The organism is Chryseomicrobium excrementi (assembly GCF_002798305.1).
Classification (GTDB): Bacteria; Bacillota; Bacilli; order Bacillales_A; family Planococcaceae; genus Chryseomicrobium; species Chryseomicrobium excrementi.
The window spans coordinates 541,904-559,104 of the sequence record NZ_PCGR01000002.1; the positions used below are offsets into that span (position 1 = coordinate 541,904).

The 17,201-nt window shown below is 48.1% G+C and carries 18 protein-coding genes and 1 riboswitch; of the genes, 9 read left to right on the top strand and 9 right to left on the bottom strand.

Translation table 11 applies throughout. The features are described from left to right. The first annotated feature begins 28 nt into the window (after positions 1-28). Both CQS04_RS07255 and CQS04_RS07260 read left to right on the top strand, forming a co-directional pair. Positions 29-382, top strand: a complete 354-nt coding sequence (locus tag CQS04_RS07255) for a helix-turn-helix domain-containing protein (RefSeq protein ID WP_100353493.1) — start codon at positions 29-31, stop codon at positions 380-382. Between the two features lie 70 nt (positions 383-452). After that, positions 453-1,205 carry an IS3 family transposase gene (locus tag CQS04_RS07260; RefSeq protein WP_281257845.1) on the top strand — a complete coding sequence of 251 codons (753 nt, stop codon included), beginning with the start codon at positions 453-455 and terminating at the stop codon, positions 1,203-1,205. 117 nt (positions 1,206-1,322) lie between these two features. Here the strand turns inward: CQS04_RS07260 and CQS04_RS07265 are convergent, their stop codons facing one another. The 6 genes from CQS04_RS07265 to CQS04_RS07290 are packed head-to-tail and all read right to left on the bottom strand — an operon-like array spanning position 1,323 to position 4,628. Then, entirely contained in the window at positions 1,323-1,976 is a 654-nt protein-coding gene (locus CQS04_RS07265) for an alpha-ribazole-5-phosphate synthase (protein ID WP_100353495.1), read from the bottom strand. Then, positions 1,973-2,455 carry an ECF transporter S component gene (locus CQS04_RS07270; RefSeq protein ID WP_100353496.1) on the bottom strand — a complete coding sequence of 161 codons (483 nt, stop codon included), beginning with the start codon at positions 2,453-2,455 and terminating at the stop codon, positions 1,973-1,975. The genes CQS04_RS07265 and CQS04_RS07270 overlap by 4 nt, the downstream gene beginning before the upstream one ends. Next, entirely contained in the window at positions 2,446-2,844 is a 399-nt protein-coding gene (locus CQS04_RS07275; RefSeq protein ID WP_165775489.1) for a bifunctional adenosylcobinamide kinase/adenosylcobinamide-phosphate guanylyltransferase, read from the bottom strand. Before CQS04_RS07275 ends, CQS04_RS07270 begins: the two co-directional genes overlap by 10 nt. Beyond that, on the bottom strand, positions 2,769-3,377 hold the full coding sequence (locus CQS04_RS07280) for a histidine phosphatase family protein (RefSeq protein ID WP_100353498.1): 609 nt from the start codon (positions 3,375-3,377) through the stop codon (positions 2,769-2,771). The genes CQS04_RS07275 and CQS04_RS07280 overlap by 76 nt, the downstream gene beginning before the upstream one ends. Beyond that, positions 3,350-4,096, bottom strand: a complete 747-nt coding sequence (gene cobS / locus CQS04_RS07285; protein ID WP_100353499.1) for an adenosylcobinamide-GDP ribazoletransferase — start codon at positions 4,094-4,096, stop codon at positions 3,350-3,352. The genes CQS04_RS07280 and cobS overlap by 28 nt, the downstream gene beginning before the upstream one ends. Beyond that, positions 4,050-4,628, bottom strand: a complete 579-nt coding sequence (locus CQS04_RS07290; RefSeq protein WP_100353500.1) for a bifunctional adenosylcobinamide kinase/adenosylcobinamide-phosphate guanylyltransferase — start codon at positions 4,626-4,628, stop codon at positions 4,050-4,052. The genes cobS and CQS04_RS07290 overlap by 47 nt, the downstream gene beginning before the upstream one ends. A gap of 53 nt (positions 4,629-4,681) precedes the next feature. Here CQS04_RS07290 and CQS04_RS07295 point away from each other — a divergent pair, with 53 nt between their 5' ends. After that, positions 4,682-6,079, top strand: coding sequence for a bifunctional metallophosphatase/5'-nucleotidase (locus CQS04_RS07295; RefSeq protein WP_100353501.1), 1,398 nt, complete (start codon positions 4,682-4,684; stop codon positions 6,077-6,079). On the opposite strand, the gene CQS04_RS07300 is transcribed toward CQS04_RS07295, so the two are convergent. Both CQS04_RS07300 and CQS04_RS07305 read right to left on the bottom strand, forming a co-directional pair. Continuing rightward, positions 6,072-6,992 (bottom strand): ABC transporter substrate-binding protein, encoded by a 921-nt coding sequence (locus CQS04_RS07300; protein ID WP_100353502.1) that lies wholly within the window; start codon positions 6,990-6,992, stop codon positions 6,072-6,074. The two genes, CQS04_RS07295 and CQS04_RS07300, sit on opposite strands and share 8 nt — an antisense overlap. A gap of 7 nt (positions 6,993-6,999) precedes the next feature. Further along, positions 7,000-7,530, bottom strand: coding sequence for a hypothetical protein (locus tag CQS04_RS07305; protein ID WP_100353819.1), 531 nt, complete (start codon positions 7,528-7,530; stop codon positions 7,000-7,002). A 132-nt stretch (positions 7,531-7,662) separates the two neighbouring features. Further along, positions 7,663-7,842, bottom strand: a riboswitch (cobalamin riboswitch). A 157-nt stretch (positions 7,843-7,999) separates the two neighbouring features. Here CQS04_RS07305 and CQS04_RS07310 point away from each other — a divergent pair. From CQS04_RS07310 to CQS04_RS13775, 3 genes are all read left to right on the top strand, one after another. Next, positions 8,000-8,824 carry a hypothetical protein gene (locus CQS04_RS07310; RefSeq protein ID WP_100353503.1) on the top strand — a complete coding sequence of 275 codons (825 nt, stop codon included), beginning with the start codon at positions 8,000-8,002 and terminating at the stop codon, positions 8,822-8,824. A 202-nt stretch (positions 8,825-9,026) separates the two neighbouring features. Further along, on the top strand, positions 9,027-9,479 hold the full coding sequence (locus CQS04_RS07315; protein WP_100353504.1) for a HEAT repeat domain-containing protein: 453 nt from the start codon (positions 9,027-9,029) through the stop codon (positions 9,477-9,479). A 287-nt stretch (positions 9,480-9,766) separates the two neighbouring features. Continuing rightward, positions 9,767-9,934, top strand: a complete 168-nt coding sequence (locus CQS04_RS13775; protein ID WP_165775490.1) for a hypothetical protein — start codon at positions 9,767-9,769, stop codon at positions 9,932-9,934. 78 nt (positions 9,935-10,012) lie between these two features. Here the strand turns inward: CQS04_RS13775 and CQS04_RS07320 are convergent, their stop codons facing one another. Next, positions 10,013-10,645 (bottom strand): hypothetical protein, encoded by a 633-nt coding sequence (locus CQS04_RS07320; RefSeq protein ID WP_100353505.1) that lies wholly within the window; start codon positions 10,643-10,645, stop codon positions 10,013-10,015. A gap of 121 nt (positions 10,646-10,766) precedes the next feature. Between CQS04_RS07320 and CQS04_RS07325 the strand changes: the two genes are divergently transcribed. The 3 genes from CQS04_RS07325 to CQS04_RS07335 all read left to right on the top strand — a co-directional run bounded on the left by CQS04_RS07325 (position 10,767) and on the right by CQS04_RS07335 (position 16,834). Further along, positions 10,767-11,501, top strand: a complete 735-nt coding sequence (locus CQS04_RS07325) for a class I SAM-dependent methyltransferase (RefSeq protein ID WP_100353506.1) — start codon at positions 10,767-10,769, stop codon at positions 11,499-11,501. Positions 11,502-11,591: 90 nt separating this feature from the next. Further along, positions 11,592-12,470, top strand: coding sequence for an AraC family transcriptional regulator (locus tag CQS04_RS07330; protein ID WP_100353507.1), 879 nt, complete (start codon positions 11,592-11,594; stop codon positions 12,468-12,470). Positions 12,471-12,727: 257 nt separating this feature from the next. Continuing rightward, on the top strand, positions 12,728-16,834 hold the full coding sequence (locus CQS04_RS07335) for a tetratricopeptide repeat protein (protein WP_100353508.1): 4,107 nt from the start codon (positions 12,728-12,730) through the stop codon (positions 16,832-16,834). Positions 16,835-17,201 lie beyond the last annotated feature (367 nt).

The window sequence follows — 17,201 nt, forward strand, 5'->3', positions numbered from 1 at the left end:
ATAAATCATGTATAAGGGCTGAGTAGATATGCCAAGAAAAAGAAGCCAATCAAAGCACCATCCACTTGAGACGAAGCTGAAGGCGGTCAATCTGCTGATTGACGAACGTGTCCCAAGAATGGAAGTTGCAATCATGAACAACATATCCCTAGGCACTCTGAACAATTGGTTAAAGCGTTATCAGATTGAAGGAGTGGCAGGATTAGAGACAAAAGCTCCTTCAAAAAGTAAAAAAGAAACGCCCATCGAAGAGCTAGAGCGTCTTCGTGTGATCGAACAAAAATATTATGAGGCCCAGGAGGACATCGAGATTCTAAAAAAGTTCCGGGCCTCTCTCGAGGCGAGCGAAAATCAAAGTGTTTCGAAGCGATCATCTCGTTAAGAGAAGAGTACACGGTAAAAAGCTGTTGTCGTGCTCTTGAAGTCTCTGAATCTGGATTTTAGCTTATCTGATACGTCCGAAACCCACCTCATCTAAACGAGATATCGAGGACTGTAAGTTGATCAGTAAGGTGTTCCGTCGTTCAAATGGAACGATCGGCGTCAAATCCATCGCTGGTGTTGTGAAAGCGCATTTCAATGTCGTCATCAACCATAAGCGAATGGCACGCCTGATGGGAGAACTGAACTTACAGTCTAAGATTCGTAAGAAGAGGAGCAACAACCTCTTAGCAGAATATACAGTGGACACTGTCGTTCCGAATCTCCTACAAAGGGACTTTGACGCCTTGTTGCCCAACATGAAGTGGGTAGCAGACCTTACGGAGTTCAACTATTTCAACACGAAGTTCTATGGATGTGCGATACTCGACCTCTTCGACCGCCAAGTGGTTGGTTTTGGGTTGTCATTGAATCCCGATGCCTACTTAGTGACCGATACGCTGCAAGCTGCAGTTCGCTCTCGCGATGTCGATACCTTGGAAGGTCTCGTCATCCATACAGACCAAGGGTCCGTGTTCCGTTCGAGGGAATTTAGACGGCACTCCCAGGAATTGAAGTTCACACAGAGCATGTCTCGAAAGGCAAACTGTTGGGACAATCCGGTGATTGAGAGCTTCTTCTCTCATTTGAAGACCGAGTTCCCATTCCATTCATCGATGGATGGACTAGATCAGATCGAGAAGGACCTGCATAAATACATCGCCTATTACAACAATGTACGCGGACAGAAACGCCTGCAATATCTGTCCCCAAACATGTATTAGCAGCAGTTCCTTAAGAATCAAATTGTATAATTTGTACCGACTCTATTATTTGGGAGCTAGACTACAGGCACCATTTGGAAGATGGCACCAATTTTAGCGCAGGTACCAGCTGTCAGCTTATCCTAACTTCAAAACAGGAGCAGTAAACCTCTTTCGCAATTCGACTTCCTCTAAACTCGACCGAACCAACACACAAGTAGAAGGTCCCGCACTGCCCTCAGGAACCTCAACAGAAGCAACAATCCCTAGCCGCTCCAATTCCTTCGTAACGCCACCAGAACCACATGGATGCACGTACGAAATAGCACCAGACTGACGTGCTTTTTGCAACTCACCTAACGACACGACTTCATCAGCTCGCTCGAGAACGGCTTGTCCAACTAAAGGGGAGCCAATCAAATACCAGTCACCGCACGTGTCGATATCCTGTGTGATGCGTCCAATCAACTGAACGGCCAGACCCGACTGAAGCGTCTCGATATTGGATTCCGTACTGCCTGCAAGAGGGGGTAAGGGAGTCTCGATTTCATCGAACACTTGCTGGATGCCTTTCTCGTAGTCTTGCCACGCTGACTCTCCTGTAAAGTTCGTCAACAGAATGGTATTCGGTTCAGCACCAGCACACCATAGTTCTAGTAGCGCTACACGAGCGGCCATATAGGAGACGAGTTTATTTGGTGCTTGTATGATGTCTTGTGGTTTCTCGCCAATGCCTGCTGAGTTGTCCATCCCCATCCACAGACCACCACCTAAAGAAACAGCATGTCTCATCGAATCACCTCACGGGGCTTGATGCGTTTCAAGAACGGCACAGCGATCCAGGCGACAGCGCAGTTGATAGCGGTGGCCACTAGTAAAATCGGGACGAGAGTCAAGTACAGTGCAGGGCTGATCAAAAAGTAGAAGGGCAATGGCGCAAGAAGCCCTGTAGCGAGTGTTACGAACAAAAAGCCTGCAGAACGCCAGCCTCGCTTCATCATTAGACCGAACACTAGGACGATTATTAGCATCTCCAGAGCTACAATCGCGTGGAATGGCCCAAGCGGCAAGCCTCCCGTGAAAGCAGAAATCAGATGGCCGAAAGCAGCGATGACGCCAGCCCAGACAGGACCTAAAAACAGCGTACTGATCAGTGCCGGGGCAAGATCCAATGCCACGCTGCTAAACGGACCAGGAATTTTTAATAAAGCGCCGATGCCACAAAGTGCAATAAATAGGGCAGCGAGCGTCCAGTTTCGTGTTACTCCCATGGCGATTCTCCTTTTCGCATCTCGATTAAGCCGTACCACACCTGGGTCACGGATGTTGCCTTTTCAACGAGAAGCTGCGTGATGCGACCACTTTCATCTCGGTAAATGCGCTGGTGTTTCTCCATCGGAACGATGCCGCGTGAGACATCTTCGATAATCCAAATGACGTTACTAGTAGGTAGTATGTAAGTTTCTAGCCAGTTGATACGCTGTTCGCGAGTTATGGGAAACAAGACTTGTGGGATGCTATCGATGACGAGGACGTCCGTTTTTTGGTCCCAGTTTTCGATGCTATCTGAAAGCCACGTAGAGGTCAGTCCGTTTCGTGCGAGGTAGTCGCGAACCAACGCGCGCTTTCCGTTATGGGCACCTCCGAGTACGATGTGCATAGCCATTCCTCCTGCTTTTCTAGTGTAAAGTGTGCCACGGTATCATGTGTTGCGTGTGCTTCTAAGAAATTTGATTCGGTCCACAGGCTTTTCAGCAAACGAATGACGCCTCCATGGACCACGAGAATAAGAGGACCTGATGCAGCGTTCAAAAGGTCTTCGATAATTTCCGTAACTCGCTTGTTGAATGTCTCAAACGATTCGCCTCCTGTGGCTGTGACCTCAAACGGATTATCAAGCCATGCCTGGTAAGTCGTATCCTCACAAAGTTCGGCATAAGTCTTTTGCTCCCAGTCTCCGAAGTGTAGTTCACGGAGCGCATCATGCTCTACAAGTTCCGCATTCGGAAAATACCTTTTCGCCGTTTCGAGGGTCCGTTTGAGGTCACTCGTATGTATTTGAAATGATGCGTTACTTAGTGGTATTACATCGCTTGAGACGATTGGTTCATCCGTCCAGCCGATGTACTGTTTATTCCGGTTCCCTGCTGTCGGCAAATGCCGCATCACAAAAAGCTGAGTAGAACGAGCCATAGCACCAGTTCGCCTCCTTCCACAAATGCCCCGCACATGTCTCCGGACGAGCCGCCGAAGTGTTTGCGCGTCCACCACTTGAATAACCAGAGGAACACAAGAAGTGCAGCGGCTACGAGAAGCATCTTCGGAACTATAAGCACTACGGCCAGAAGCCACGCAAAGTGCCCTATAGTTAGTACGCCATAATGAAACTTCTCTCTGAAAAAGTGCGCCATCCCAGAAGCTTTCGCGGGAGTCGTACTGATCAAATAGAGAGTCATCCCGCTCCGGATCAGAACAGGTATTGCAAGAAAGTAGAGGAGTGAGACATCTGCAGTCAGCAGTTGTAGGTATATGGCGAGTCGCAATAACAGCGCCATGCCAATTGCCATCGCACCAAATGCCCCGATGCGTGGGTCTTTTAAAATCTCTTGGCGTCTAGCTATATCACCATACGAAAAATAAGCATCGGCTGTGTCGGCAAGTCCGTCTAGATGCAATCCTCCTGTAAACGCCAAACGCACGAGAAGCAGCAAGGTCGCTACGAGAAACAGATGGAACGAGGTAGGAGCGATATTTGATATTCCGAACAATAATGCCCCTTCAAGCAGCCCAATGAGTGGAAAGAACAAAAACATCGCCGTCACCGACTGCTTCGTCATCGGCAAGTTCATACGGATGGGGATTTGACTAAAGAACTGTAAGGCTAACGGCAATCCGCTGAGAGTCTGTTTCATTGGCTGGCTCCTTCCATACTTTAGGCAGCCCGAAGACGACTTCGATGCTGGCGTCACTTTCTTTCACGATCCACTGGTGAAGCGAGCCGAGCCAGTTGCGGTATTCTTCCGTTTCCGGATACACCGAGACCGGTTCATCGAACACTTCGTTCGATACCAAAATCACCGGAATACCGGCTTCTTTCCATGTGAGGATCTGGTGTTTCAATGCGTCGACAAGAGCATGTTTATCTACATCCGCAAACCAAAAGTTGCCGAGCCACGTCGTCAGACAGTCCCAGAGAACGGCCTGCTCTTTGTAAAACGGACGGTCGAGTGGCGTCAGTTCGTCTCGCACTTCAATGGTCTCCCAAAGAATGCCCGACTGGTCTCTCAGGTCCCTATGATGCTGGATCCGAGCCTTCATTTCGTCATCGAGTGCTTGGCCGGATGCGATGTAGAGCGGGGGACGCGCGCCAGTCAGAGTGGCGGCTAACCGTTCTGCGTATTGGCTTTTCCCGCTACGGGCGCCCCCTGAAATAAAAATAAGCATAGAGATTCCTCCTGCGGTTTTGTATACTACTCCTCAAGGAGAGAGGTGTTCACATGATCCGACTGGCGGTCACAAGTGATGTCCACGGTGAGGAGCGCAACTATCGTGCTCTTGTCCACGAATTGAAAACGAAGAACTATGATCTGGTGCTTGATAACGGTGATTTTTTTTACGGCAGTCCGGAGGCGTTCTATTACGAAGAGAACGCCATCTGGCCACCGATTCTAGAACTTGCGGATGAAGTCGTGACAGTCGCCGTTCCAGGAAATCACGATTTTACGCATTCGTACGAGACGTTTGAGAAAGCGCGGCGCCTTGCGAAGTTCGAATGGATCTGTGCGAACGTCTCCGGGTTCAAGCCGTACACGGTGCGCAACGTCTCGGGAGTGAAAGTCGTTATCCTCGGTCTCACGACTTCGATGGTCAGGGAATGGGATGAGACGGGACAACTTCGTGACCTTGAGATTTCAAGTCCATTAGGCGCACTGCGAAAATGGATTTCGGTCATTCGCGAGGAGGAGCAACCAGATATCCTGATTGTCAGTTACCACGGTGGGTTCTCGAAAGACCCTGATAGCGGTGTGCCATTTCACGGTGCGCCAACTGAGAACGAAGCACTTGCTATTGCGGAAGCGTTTCCTGACATCGACTTGTTGATCACAGGCCACCAGCACCTGCGAATAAACAGCGTTGTGAACGGTGTGAAAGTCATCCAACCAGGGTCTCATGCCACGGGCTATATGGATATTACAATCAATCAGTCGAGTGAAGGTTACAAAGTCGCAGCTGAGTTCGTCTCGCTATCTACTCAGCGTACCACAGAACCGACGCTTGCAGACGCGTGGCTTGATGAAGTCATCGCAGATGTGGCAGTGGATGAACGGTTTTCCGGAATGCTTGAAGCGCGTCTTCAGAAGCAGCCATTTCACGCGCTCATTCACGACGTGTTTGTCAAAGCGACTGTAGCGGAGCTCACGGTGTTTGAGATGCCGTATCTCGAGAGTGGGGGCTTTTTCGGACCTGTGACACGCCGAGACGTGCTGCGGCATACGCCTCACAAAGCGCCGCTCCATGTCATTGAACTGACAGGACGTGACGTCCGGTCCCTCCTCGAACAAGGAGCGGCTGTTTTTGCGAAGCACCCTGAAACGGGAGCGGTCTGTTTTGCGACGGAGCTTCCAGAACTGGCTCCCGCGCCTTATGTTTTCGATGTATGGGGCGGTATCGACTATGCATTCGACTTCAGCCAGCCTGTAGGCGCTCGTTTGATTTCGTGTCAAGTGAACGGCGTCGATATTCAGCAAGGCCAGGTGTTCCGGGTCGCCGTCAATCGCTACCGGTTGACGGGGTATGATTTCCCTCTCTACAAAACAGCGAAGGTGCTCTCTGTGACAGAGCGCACCATTCCGCATATCCTGCTTGATGCCTTAAGTGGCGTCTCCGTTACTTGAACAGCTCTGGATACACGGTCTTCGCCGCAAGTTCCACCGCTTCGCCGATACGAGTCGCCGGACGGCTCATGATGTCGCTATCGACTTGGAAGATCGCGTCTTCCTTAACTGCTGTGATGCTGTCAAATGCAGGACGCGATTTGATTTCACCGATTGGGTCTTCGACATAGTTCACAGTCGTCAAAATCACTTCTGGATTCTTCTCGATGATACTTTCAGCCGAGACGTTGAACCAGCCTTGTTGGTCAGCAAATACGTTTTCGATACCAGCTGCTTTCAAGATCTCTTGTTGGAATGAGCCTTCACCAGCAGACCAGATGTCTGGAGCAGGGGAGATTTCAAAGTACGTAAGTTTCTTCGTTTCGAGTGACGCGACTTTTTCTGTCACCCCATCTATTTGTGCTTTGATTTCGTCGACGAGCTCGTCACCGCGTTCTTCTTGACCGACGACAGTCGCGATTTGTTCGATGTCACCGTAGACGTCTTCAAAAGTAGCAGCTGTCTCAATCACAAATACAGGAATGCCGGCTTCTTCAAGTGGTGCGATCTGCAGGTCATCCCCGATTGTGTAGGCGATGACGACATCCGGGTCTAGCTCGATGATGCGTTCTGCATTGATGGTCATAGAGTCCGAGATGCGCTCGATATCCGCAGCTTCTGCTGGGTATGTATCAAATTCCGTAACGCCAACCACTTTGTCGCCGACACCTAAATCAAAGAGGATTTCCGTGTTGCTTGGCTGCAAAGACACAATCGTCTCCGGTACGTCCGGTAGCGTCACGTCTTCGCCGCGGTCATCAGTCACCGTATATTCGGTCGATTCCGGTTGTTCTACTGCTTGTGAAGATTCTTGTTGTTGGCAGCCTGCTAGAAAGAGTGTCAGGGCAGCTGCTGCTGTGAGCCATTTTTTCATGAGTGCGTCATCCTTTTCCATATGATTTTGAGTGAAAGACAATTTCTTCAGTGTCTTGGTTGTCGTTGACGGCAACTGCGAGGACAAAGAACACGTTTGCGAGCAAGCCGAGGAATGAGAACAACATCTCGTCTACTTCGCGTTCTGTTGAGACGTGATGCAACGCCCGGTACGATTTCTTCGCTTCGCTCCGGCACACGTGTAGAAGAGCGGCGCCTTTTGTACCTTGCGGCAGATAGAAGTTCTGCCAGTCATCCCGCCGTGCAATGTACCGGTCGTAGACGCCATCGAGCCAGTCTAGATCTTGCTGGGTGATCGCCATACGGCCGCGCACTGAGCCGTTCACATGATAAGCAAGCGGCTGCAGGTGCTCAAGAATCGCCACTTCTTCGTGCTGCTGTTCGTCTCGCAGTACAGCAAGCGCTTCGCCGATACGCGTCGTCAACGAATCCGTGCGAATCTCGTAATCGACGAGGCAACTTTTCTCGCGCATGAACGGGTAACACGTGTAGCGAGCCTTCGATTTCGTTTTTGTCATAAAGCTCCTTTCCATCTTGTGTCCACGTTTCCCAACAAAAAAAGCTGCCTCCGAAGAGACAGCTTGGAAATGGAAACGGTTCATCATAACGAAATGAAGAAAGTCTCCATTTCCCAATCCCCGAAGAAACGTAACAAACGGTTTTGCTCGGCAGGTCTTCTGGCTTGCGTCATCCTCTAGCTCCCTTCCCGTGCAGCCTGCACAGTGGTTCTTGAGCTTTCGTCAGCGTCACAGTTGCGGGGACAGCGTTAGATTCTCACTAACTTCCCTTTTAAACTACATGTTGTAGTACCTGAACAAAACATCCACAAAATATTGAATTCATAAAACCGAGATAAGTATAGCATTGTTGGATTCGTAGGAGCAATAGGCTAAAAAATTTCGTGTTGTTTCTTTAGATAATAATGTCAATTCAGTTAGCTAAAGGATTATACTTATCTAAAACGCCAGTCGCTAAAGGAGCCCATCCATGCACCCAAACTACAAGATGCCCAAGCTCTACAACCAACTAAAAACTCTAGACAAAAAACTTCAAAAAGAAGGCTATTCACTCTTTGATCAATTCGGCCTTCTATTGAGTGAAGATGTTACGCATTATCAAGTAACGCCACTCGACGTAATTCCTTTCGGAAGTATTGGTGTAGATGGGATTCATTACGGACTCTTGACGGACTTTGGAAAAATTCAAGACATCGAGGAAGCCTTCATTGTGCTGATCGCACCTATGGATTTCGGAGATCAACATAAGATTGTGGCTAGAAATTTTCGTGAATTCTTGAATTTAGCTTGGACGACTGGGAATGCTATCGATGTCGCGAACTTTAAACTAGTCAAGACTGAAGAAGACTACGCTCGTATGCTTTCTGATTTTAAAAAGTCTCATAAAGAGATGGATGATGACTACAAAAGAGAGACATCCCATGTACTGAAACGAATTCGAGAGGAATTTGATGTGAAGCCCATTGAAAGTATTTATGAGTATATCGAAATCGAAGTGAAAGCAGCTCGCGAGAAGCAAATCGTCATGTCAACGCTTGATGGACTTGGTGTAGTGGGAGAAGAGGGAGTACATACGAAATTCGAGGTTAAGGAAGATGAAGATGTTGACGTGGAGCTGCTAAAAGCATTTCTCGCTACGAGCTCTAAGGAAAGCAAGCTTGCCTTCATACGAGACGTTCAATTTACGAATCATCATCTCGATGATCGGGAAATGATGCAAGTGATTCGCAACGAGCTAGAAAAACAGGGATTGCGCTATGAACGCAAGGCATTTGATTTCATTAAAAGCTTTTAGTAGCAACCAGTAAAGCAGGGAAGTGTAGTTTGTGTTAACTGTAACTCAAGATTCTTGCATGCATCATTACACTCTATACTTTGTACAGGTACTAACTCTCGTGGATTCTCCGCGTGCATTTGTAAACCTTCCCAATACCGACTATAATGAAGGGATGCTATTCGCACGTAGAGGTAGACTAGCTGAATGAGGAGAGATAATGATGACTGAAAACCATACAGAACAAACGGTAACAGAACTGATCGGCAAGGCCCGTGACCGCTCGAGCTGGGAGACACGCCTGCAAGCTATCAAAGAGCTAGAGAACCACGATACGCCAAAAACGCGTGACGTCCTGATCAGCCTAGCGACGCATGACCGCGTGTATGCCGTAAAGGAAGAAGCAGCGAGCATCGCAAACCGCATGAACTATACGACGAACGAAGGCAAGAAAGTTGTGGTCACTAAGAAAGACACGAAGTACAAGAACAGTGACTTCACGAAACTGTTCCACCAAGTGAAGCGTGAGCTTGAAATGGAAGAGTTCGACTTGGATGTATTTAAAGAGAAGTTCAGCACAACAAATCCAGAGATGTACGACGTGATGCAATACGAGCACAAAGATAAGTTCGACCAGTGGATCGAGAACCGCTATATGAACTTGCCGAAGAAATAAATAGTACTTTTCTGACCGGCCTTTCACAGGTCGGTTTTTTTGTGGGAGAATAATGGTTCCCACGTGCTTATCGCTAGTGATTAGTTCGTTGTCGGTATTCTAAGGTGTAGAAGATACTTGAGGAACTGCAGCAGATAATTCGTGATTTTAGACCGATACTCGACCAGCTGCGGCAGATACTCAGCAATGTAGCAGATACTTGAAGAACTGCAGCCGATATTTCGTAATCTAAGATCGATACTCGACTAACTGAGGCAGATACTCCTTAACTTCCCATAGACAATGGATTGTCTTTCTCTATTTCTTGTGAAAGAAAGAAAGCCAAAACCTGTCTCGACGATTCGGAGCAATCTGCCGATGTAAAACGACCATCTGCCGACGTAAAACAATCAACTGCCGACGATAATCCCGCATCGAAATCTGTCTCGACGATTCGGAGCAATCTGCCGATGTAAAACGACCATCTGCCGCTGCTAAATAGGGCAAGTAAAAGAATGTTTTTCTGTATGATGGCTCATCCTCAAATTGTGTTTTTAGTCGTTTGTAATCATGTCCCCGCATAGGAACAGACAGTTTTCTTCTAAATCGCTCGAGTAATCCGAGACATAGTACCAATTCGCATCGATCTGTTTGTATTCGTAGAAATACAGAGCGCTGTCGGTTGCGGGAAACTCCCCATTCGAAGAATATAGAAACCCTTCAAACGCTCCGTTCGGATTGAAGATAGGCTCATCCACCCAAAATTTGACATAAAATTCGTTTTCATAATGGCTGACTACAGGGAGTTGATTCGAACCAACTGCGCGCTTATAGGCATCTGGCGTGAGATAGCTGACACTAGAACCATCATCAGAAGTCCTCTCGAGCTCCCCATTCTCAAGCATTTCGATAAGCTGCTCTCGATCATCTAAGAAATGATAGTAGTTCACTTCGACCTGAAAGAGAAGAGGGATGCATACTGCGAAGACCAGGACACTGATTTGAATAGCGAATGGTCTCCAGTTTTGCGTGATCAGAACATATAATGAAAGGAGCAAGGACAGTCCGAAACTTACAAAAACAACGACTGTGAACGGAAAAGTGCTGGCCTCTACAAGCTCTAAAATCATGTAAAGTAGTAACAATCCGCTACTGAAAAGAGCTAAGGGGACACTATATTTTTTCATATTTGGACTTCCTTCAACCGTAGTAGTACGAGCTTTTCCTATAAAACGAACAGTTGTGTTAAAAAGTTCCAATGATTCTCTGGTAAACTAAAATAAAGTTTTGAAACGTGTGGAGGCGCCTATGGAGAGTTACATTCCTCATCATTTTTATAGTTTGTTGTTACGTCAGTTACCTGCGGTTTCTGAGGATTCTGCGATTCTTGATGTCGGTTGCGGGGAAGGATTGTTGACTCGCGAACTGGCAATTCGTTATCAGGAGGCGGCGATTTTAGGGATCGATAAGCATTTCAAAGTCATCCAGAGGTGTCGCTATCTCGCTTCGGTTAAAAATCTATCAATCGACTATCAGATTGCGAATATTGAGCAGTACAAGTTTTCGACTGATGAGAAATTTGATTTGATCACATGCCACAATGTGTTGGCGCACAGCGACCGGCCTCGACTTGTGTTGCAGAAATTAGTTGAGCAGCTGAAGCCGGGTGGTCAGCTTTCACTAGTTGTGGAAAACCCTGCTGCGAAAGCGATTGAGCAGTCGTTTCGCACGGAAGGGATTGAGTGGTCCACTTTTGCTGATGACCTGGAGCGGTTACTCGAACTGTTTGAGCCGTTTGACTCGCTCATAGGGCAAACTATAAAGAAGCAGGTGGATGACCGTGTTCTCCATCCTTTAACTGAGATTGAGTCGTGGTTACGTGATGTGGAGATTCAGGTGCGGGGACTCAGCGTGTTTATGGATTACTGCGAAGGCGTTTCCGGAGAAGAAGGTCTTCAGATCCAATTGGAAGAAACCCTTTCCAGAAAAACCGAGTTTAAAAAGTTTGCGTATTTTTATCATGTCCTCGTTCAAATCGACTGATGAAAAGGGTTCAAACGACAAACTCGGGCATCGATAGTCGGATTGAGGGGTATAGCATTTTATATGATGATGAAGAAAGGAGGTCGTTGTATGGATTCGTTGAAAAGGATGAATGACGCTCTCGGCTATATCGAGGAGCATCTGCAAGATCCCATCAATTATCAAGAAGTAGCGAAAATTGCACACTGCTCCGAGTATCACTTCAAACGAATGTTTTCGTTTCTCGCGGGAATCGGGCTCTCAGAATACGTCCGCAGAAGAAGGCTCTCCCTAGCAGCTCTCGAGTTGAAAAACACGCAACTTCGCATACTTGATGTAGCGGTCAAATATGGTTACGATTCTGCCGACTCATTCACACGAGCTTTCCAAGCCATGCACGGAATTCTACCTTCGCAAGCTCGCGACGGGAACTTTCAAATCAAATCCTATCCACGGCTGTCTTTCCAACTGACTATAAAAGGAGCGGATGAAATGAACTACCGAATCGTAGAAAAAGAAGCATTTCAATTAATCGGCTTTAAGAAACGCGTTCCCATCGTGTTTGAAGGGGTCAATCCGGATATTGCCGACATGACCGCACTACTCACGCCTGAAATTGTAGCGGAACTCAAAGGCCTCTCTGATAGCGAGCCCCAAGGCATCATCAGTGCTTCAGCCAACTTCTCAGAAGGCCGGATGGAAGAAAAGGGCGAGCTCGATCATTATATCGGCGTCGCTTCAACTACAAAGGGTGCAGAGAAATTTGATGTTCTGCCTATCAATGCTGGGACATGGGCAGTTTTTGAAGCGAAAGGCCCCTTTCCCGAAACGCTCCAATCTGTTTGGGGGAAGATCTATTCAGAATGGTTCCCCTCTTCTGGCTACGAAGCTTCGGAAGGCCCAGAGATTTTGTGGAACGAGAGCCCTGACACTTCACTCCCTGACTATCGGAGCGAGATTTGGATTCCGGTAACGAAAAGCTCGAACTAGAAAGTCTTTTAAGTATTTCGGATTTGGCGACCTTGAAATTTCAAGGTCGTTTTTTCTGTTTAGGGAGGGGAGGTTGTCGCGAATCCAAAAAGTTGGCACGATTCGCCAGTCTTGTGGCACGATTCTGTGGAGGTGGCACGATTCACCACCCACACCTCTCTAGCCACCCCAAATTGTTAGAAAAATCTCTATAATTTTACAACCGTCCGTCGTATGATAGAGGGAAGTACCTTAAAACAGACGAACGGAGACCACGAATGACAACATCGACAGTAGAAACAGCCCTCATCCAGACGGTAGAACGACTATGGGAAAAGCAATCCCTAACACAACTCAAACAATTCCTCGGAACACTACATACAGAAGACGAGTTCAACGAGTTGATTCAACAAGCCTATGAAAACCATATGGCCCAGTACGCGGATTTCTTGAAACGCCAAGCTCACAAAAAAATCAACTCGCTCCAGACCACTTTGTGGCAAGCTGGAGTCGAGGCGAACTATGGCCGCTTCTTCAAAGCAGAAGAACTGATCGTGAACCGTGTGTTCGTCGAAAGTCTCGACGGACCAATCCCTCACGAGCTTCAAGTGCAGGCGACGCAAATCCTTGCGCGTATTTATGGGGCGCTCATGCGCTACGAAGAAGTGGAAGAGCAGCACCGCTTACTGGAGAAGCTCGATAGCCTGACGCCCCTTTATAAAGCGCACTACTTGATGGACAAAATCGACCGCGAAGAAGCGATTGCTCTAATCGAATCGCTAGCAGAAGAAGAACGTGCGCAGAAGCAGCACCGTCTCGATTTAATGCTCGCGGACCTTTATCTGCAAGAAGGCCAGCCGGAAAAATCGCTCGACTACTTAACAGCTCTTGTCGAACAGAATCCGGACTCTTTCGTCCTGAGAGCTGAACGCGTGTCACCACTTTATCTTGCTGGCCAGCTCGAGCAAGCTTTAGAAGAGCTTCGCCTAGTTAACGCCAATAATCCGTATCATCATTTGAAACATTCCTTTGTCACGATTGAGGCACATATTCTCTACAAGCTGGATCGCTTAGAAGAACTCGTTTCGCACGTGAAGACGTACCCAGATTATTTCAAAGGGCATCCATACAAAGAAGTTACTGCAGACGCAGAGGGGAAACGTGTACTACTCAATCTCAAGCAGCCAATACAAAAAGTGAACTACTGCGTTCCTGCGTCGCTAGCCGTCATTCTGCAGGCGTTTGGTCAGAACGAAGAGCAAGAAGTCATCGCCCGTGCCGTGAAAGAAGACCAAGGGACACAGCTACATCACGCGCGTGAGTATATGGAGTCGATTGGATACGAGAGCCTGTTCTTCAAAGGAACCGTGGAGCTTTATAAGAAGCTTCTCGATGCCGGAGTTCCGGTCATGCTCAGCACATTGGTCGAGATGAACGCACACGTCCAGGTCGTCGTCGGCTATGATGACCGGTTGAAGACGCTAAAAATCCAAGACCCAAATGAAGTCCATCCGTTCAACTTGCGCTATGACCGTTTGAAAACTGCCTATCAACTGCGAGACAATCTGAGCCTCGTGTTCTTCCCGAAAGACAAAGCGTTTATCCGTGACTGGATCGACCTTGAGGAGCATGAGACGCTTGCCGAACTTCATAGCAATACAGCAGAAGATGAAGCGACATGCACGCATGTCGTAACCTATTTCGAAAAGCATCCAACGGACGTGGCAGCTGCGGTCATCGGGATCTTATCGCACTCAAACGACGTGCCAGATGAGATTTCAGAAAAGTGGCTGGCATTAGTAGAAGAAAGATTTGGAGCGGAACACGTAGACGTCAAATTGCTGAAAGGCCACTACTACTACTGGAAAGATGAGTTCGATAAAGCACTGGAGATGCTGCAGTTCAAAGGTCTTGGGAACAACTCCAATGCGCTCTTTATGAAAGCCGTCAGTCACTTGAGACTTGGGGAGTTGAGCTACGCGGAGAACGCCCTTCACAAATCGATTGAATCCAGTCCGTACCAACCAATCGCCTATAGCTATCTGGCACGGATCCATATGCAGTTGGGTTCTGGAATGCGTGCGTACCGCTGGACGGATGTTGCTATGCGCATGGCGCCAAAAGATGTGTTCGTTCGCGTCACGGAAGCACTGGTCTATTTCGACAATGGGGCCTACGAAGAGGCATACACACGCTTTGAATCGATGGCTAAAGAAGATGACAAAGATGCTTATGCGGTCTATGAAATGGCTCGTACTCGCCAGTTCCAAGAACGTACCGAAGAAGCAGAGGCACTCTACCGAAAATCGCTCGAAATGGACCAGAATGAACCATTTGCGTATCTGCGTATGGCCGAGCTCTATTCAGACGATACGGACCGCAGTCGCAACGTGCTCCGTGAAGGGATCGAGAACCTTTCTAAAGCTGTTCCGCTCTATACGATGCTTGCTGAACTCGAGACCGAGCAAGGCAATTATGCAGTGGCGCTCGACTTGTACCGCAAAGCAAGCGAGTTGCAATCTGATGATGTGGACATTCAGATGTCGATCGCTCGTATTCTGGTTCTTCAGAAAGATACGGCAGCAGCAGTTGCAGTGGTGGAGGCTAGTTTAGCCAAAGAAGACCGTTCAGGTCTCTTTGAAATCGCGCAATATGTCCATCAAAATCTTGGTGATCTTGAGATCAAGCGTCGTGTCATGTGCCGACTGGAACAGTTGATGGAGCAAGCAACTGGCGATGAGTTAGAAGACCTTGCGATTCATTACATCGACTTCTCCAACGAACCGGCTCTATTCGCACGGACGCTTGATACATTTGTGGCGATCCGTTCCCGCGAGACGACGCCGGAATTGCTCGGACTCGAGGGGCAGCTCCATGAACAGATGGGCACTCGAGATGTTGCCAAAGCTTTATACGAACAGGCAGGAAATCACGTCGCATTGAATCAACTCGCTAAAATGGTGGATTTTGCCGAGGAGAATGACGACGAGCTGCTGGCGCGACTGAAGCGCTTGCTGCTTGTGATGCCGCATCATGAGGAAGGGCTTCAGAATCTCATCCAGCTATTTATGGTCCGCGAAGATTACGAAGCGGTGTTGCAAGTTGGCTACTTCGGCTACCACTATAGCTACCAGCTGTTGCGTCACGATGCAATCGTCATCGCTGCATTCGAAGAAAACAAGCTCGACGAGTTGTCTCAGTTCATCGATTCGCTAAAACATAAGGTGAATCCGGAGTGGTGGTATGTCGTGAAAGCGGCCATTGCACATGCAGCAGACGATGTGGAAGCGGCGGAGGTGTTGTTAGGGAAAGCTCGAAACGAGCCAGGAGCCTATGCCTCTCAGTTCGAATATATCCAGTTCTTGTTTGTTACAGGTCGCGCAAAACTAGCGCTAAAATACATTCGAGGCTTGATGAAGAAACATCCGGAAAATCCAGACTACGCGGAGCATTTCGTGGAGGCGTTGAAGCAATCCAACAAAATGATGTTCCTCGAGGCTTACATGAGAAGGTTCCCAAGAGCCCAGTTGAATCAGCATCTTGAGCACGTAGCCAAGGAACTTGGCGAGGAAATCCTGGCCTTTATGGAAGAGGATCAGACCGGCCTCGCAGCATTAAAACAAAAAGCCAAGCTGATCTTTTATAGTGGGTACGCCTTCGCATTCTATGACACGGCCTTGAAGCGCGATCCTAAAAACGTCGCCTTGGCCCTTCAAATCGGGGAGTTCCACATGAACATGAACTTGCCGGACGAAGCGGAGACAGTGTTGCTGCCTTATGCGAATGGTGAGAACCTAGATGTCGAGCGCATGCTGACGTTTGCATACAGCGAGAAAATCAAAGATAAAGCGAAACCGAAAGATATCGCAACATTTGAGAAACGCATCGAATGGTTGATCGAACATACTCCGGACGACCTGCCGCTTTATGATATCTGGGCAGAGTACTTAGCAGGTAACGAAGACTACAAAGGCGCCATCGAAGTGCTGGAGCGCGGACTTGAAGTGAATCCGTATTATGTTGAGTTCTACTCGATGATTTGGAAGTCTCTCCAGTTCTGGCATGAAGAAAAATCAGGACCACATTTAAAAGCATTCACAGACCGCATGCCGGCTCTTGTCCTAGAGCACGAGGACTTCCGAATTGAGCGCGCTGTTGCTTTCGTCGATTTAGGAGACACCGATGCAGCAATTGCATTGCTTGATTCATTCGGGCCCGATTCCAATCAATACGACGCGTCTCGTTTCGAACGAGCTCGAGTCGAAGTGCTACTTGGTAATAAGAACGCAGCGCGCAAGTTACTTCGAAGCGTTTTGGCTAAGGATCACGACGGAATGTTTGAAGCGCTGGCGGAAGAGGATGAACTGTTGGTGGGGTTGTTGTAAGTTAATAGAAAGAGGAAGAACCTTGCCGCGGCAAGGTTCTTTTTTGTCGCTGAAGTCTTTTTAGGAGGAGGAGCGAGGTTGTCGCTATTGATTGGAGGTGGCACAAGTCAGCCCTCTGGTGGCACGTATAGGTCAGGTGGTGGCACAAGTCAGTTCTCTAGTGGCACGATACATCCCGATGCTCGCACGATCTAATCCACCACCCAAAATTCCAAACCCTAATTTCACAAACCACTTTCTAATAAACCCCAAATCAAACCGAATTCTCACTCAAACCCGCCATAAATTTCTCCACAAGCCATTGACCATCCGTCGGCCCCTATGCTAAAATCAAGTTCGAAAATGATAATCGTTCTCAATTAATTTG

Bases quoted from the DNA above. Each gene is read 5' to 3' on its own strand.
- CQS04_RS07255 (WP_100353493.1), top strand. From the start codon at position 29: ATGCCAAGAAAAAGAAGCCAATCAAAGCACCATCCACTTGAGACGAAG.
- CQS04_RS07265 (WP_100353495.1), bottom strand. From the start codon at position 1,976: ATGAGACATGCTGTTTCTTTAGGTGGTGGTCTGTGGATGGGGATGGAC.
- CQS04_RS07270 (WP_100353496.1), bottom strand. From the start codon at position 2,455: ATGGGAGTAACACGAAACTGGACGCTCGCTGCCCTATTTATTGCACTT.
- CQS04_RS07275 (WP_165775489.1), bottom strand. From the start codon at position 2,844: ATGCACATCGTACTCGGAGGTGCCCATAACGGAAAGCGCGCGTTGGTT.
- CQS04_RS07280 (WP_100353498.1), bottom strand. From the start codon at position 3,377: ATGGCTCGTTCTACTCAGCTTTTTGTGATGCGGCATTTGCCGACAGCA.
- cobS (WP_100353499.1), bottom strand. From the start codon at position 4,096: ATGAAACAGACTCTCAGCGGATTGCCGTTAGCCTTACAGTTCTTTAGT.
- CQS04_RS07290 (WP_100353500.1), bottom strand. From the start codon at position 4,628: ATGCTTATTTTTATTTCAGGGGGCGCCCGTAGCGGGAAAAGCCAATAC.
- CQS04_RS07295 (WP_100353501.1), top strand. From the start codon at position 4,682: ATGATCCGACTGGCGGTCACAAGTGATGTCCACGGTGAGGAGCGCAAC.
- CQS04_RS07300 (WP_100353502.1), bottom strand. From the start codon at position 6,992: ATGAAAAAATGGCTCACAGCAGCAGCTGCCCTGACACTCTTTCTAGCA.
- CQS04_RS07305 (WP_100353819.1), bottom strand. From the start codon at position 7,530: ATGACAAAAACGAAATCGAAGGCTCGCTACACGTGTTACCCGTTCATG.
- CQS04_RS07310 (WP_100353503.1), top strand. From the start codon at position 8,000: ATGCACCCAAACTACAAGATGCCCAAGCTCTACAACCAACTAAAAACT.
- CQS04_RS07315 (WP_100353504.1), top strand. From the start codon at position 9,027: ATGACTGAAAACCATACAGAACAAACGGTAACAGAACTGATCGGCAAG.
- CQS04_RS07320 (WP_100353505.1), bottom strand. From the start codon at position 10,645: ATGAAAAAATATAGTGTCCCCTTAGCTCTTTTCAGTAGCGGATTGTTA.
- CQS04_RS07325 (WP_100353506.1), top strand. From the start codon at position 10,767: ATGGAGAGTTACATTCCTCATCATTTTTATAGTTTGTTGTTACGTCAG.
- CQS04_RS07330 (WP_100353507.1), top strand. From the start codon at position 11,592: ATGGATTCGTTGAAAAGGATGAATGACGCTCTCGGCTATATCGAGGAG.
- CQS04_RS07335 (WP_100353508.1), top strand. From the start codon at position 12,728: ATGACAACATCGACAGTAGAAACAGCCCTCATCCAGACGGTAGAACGA.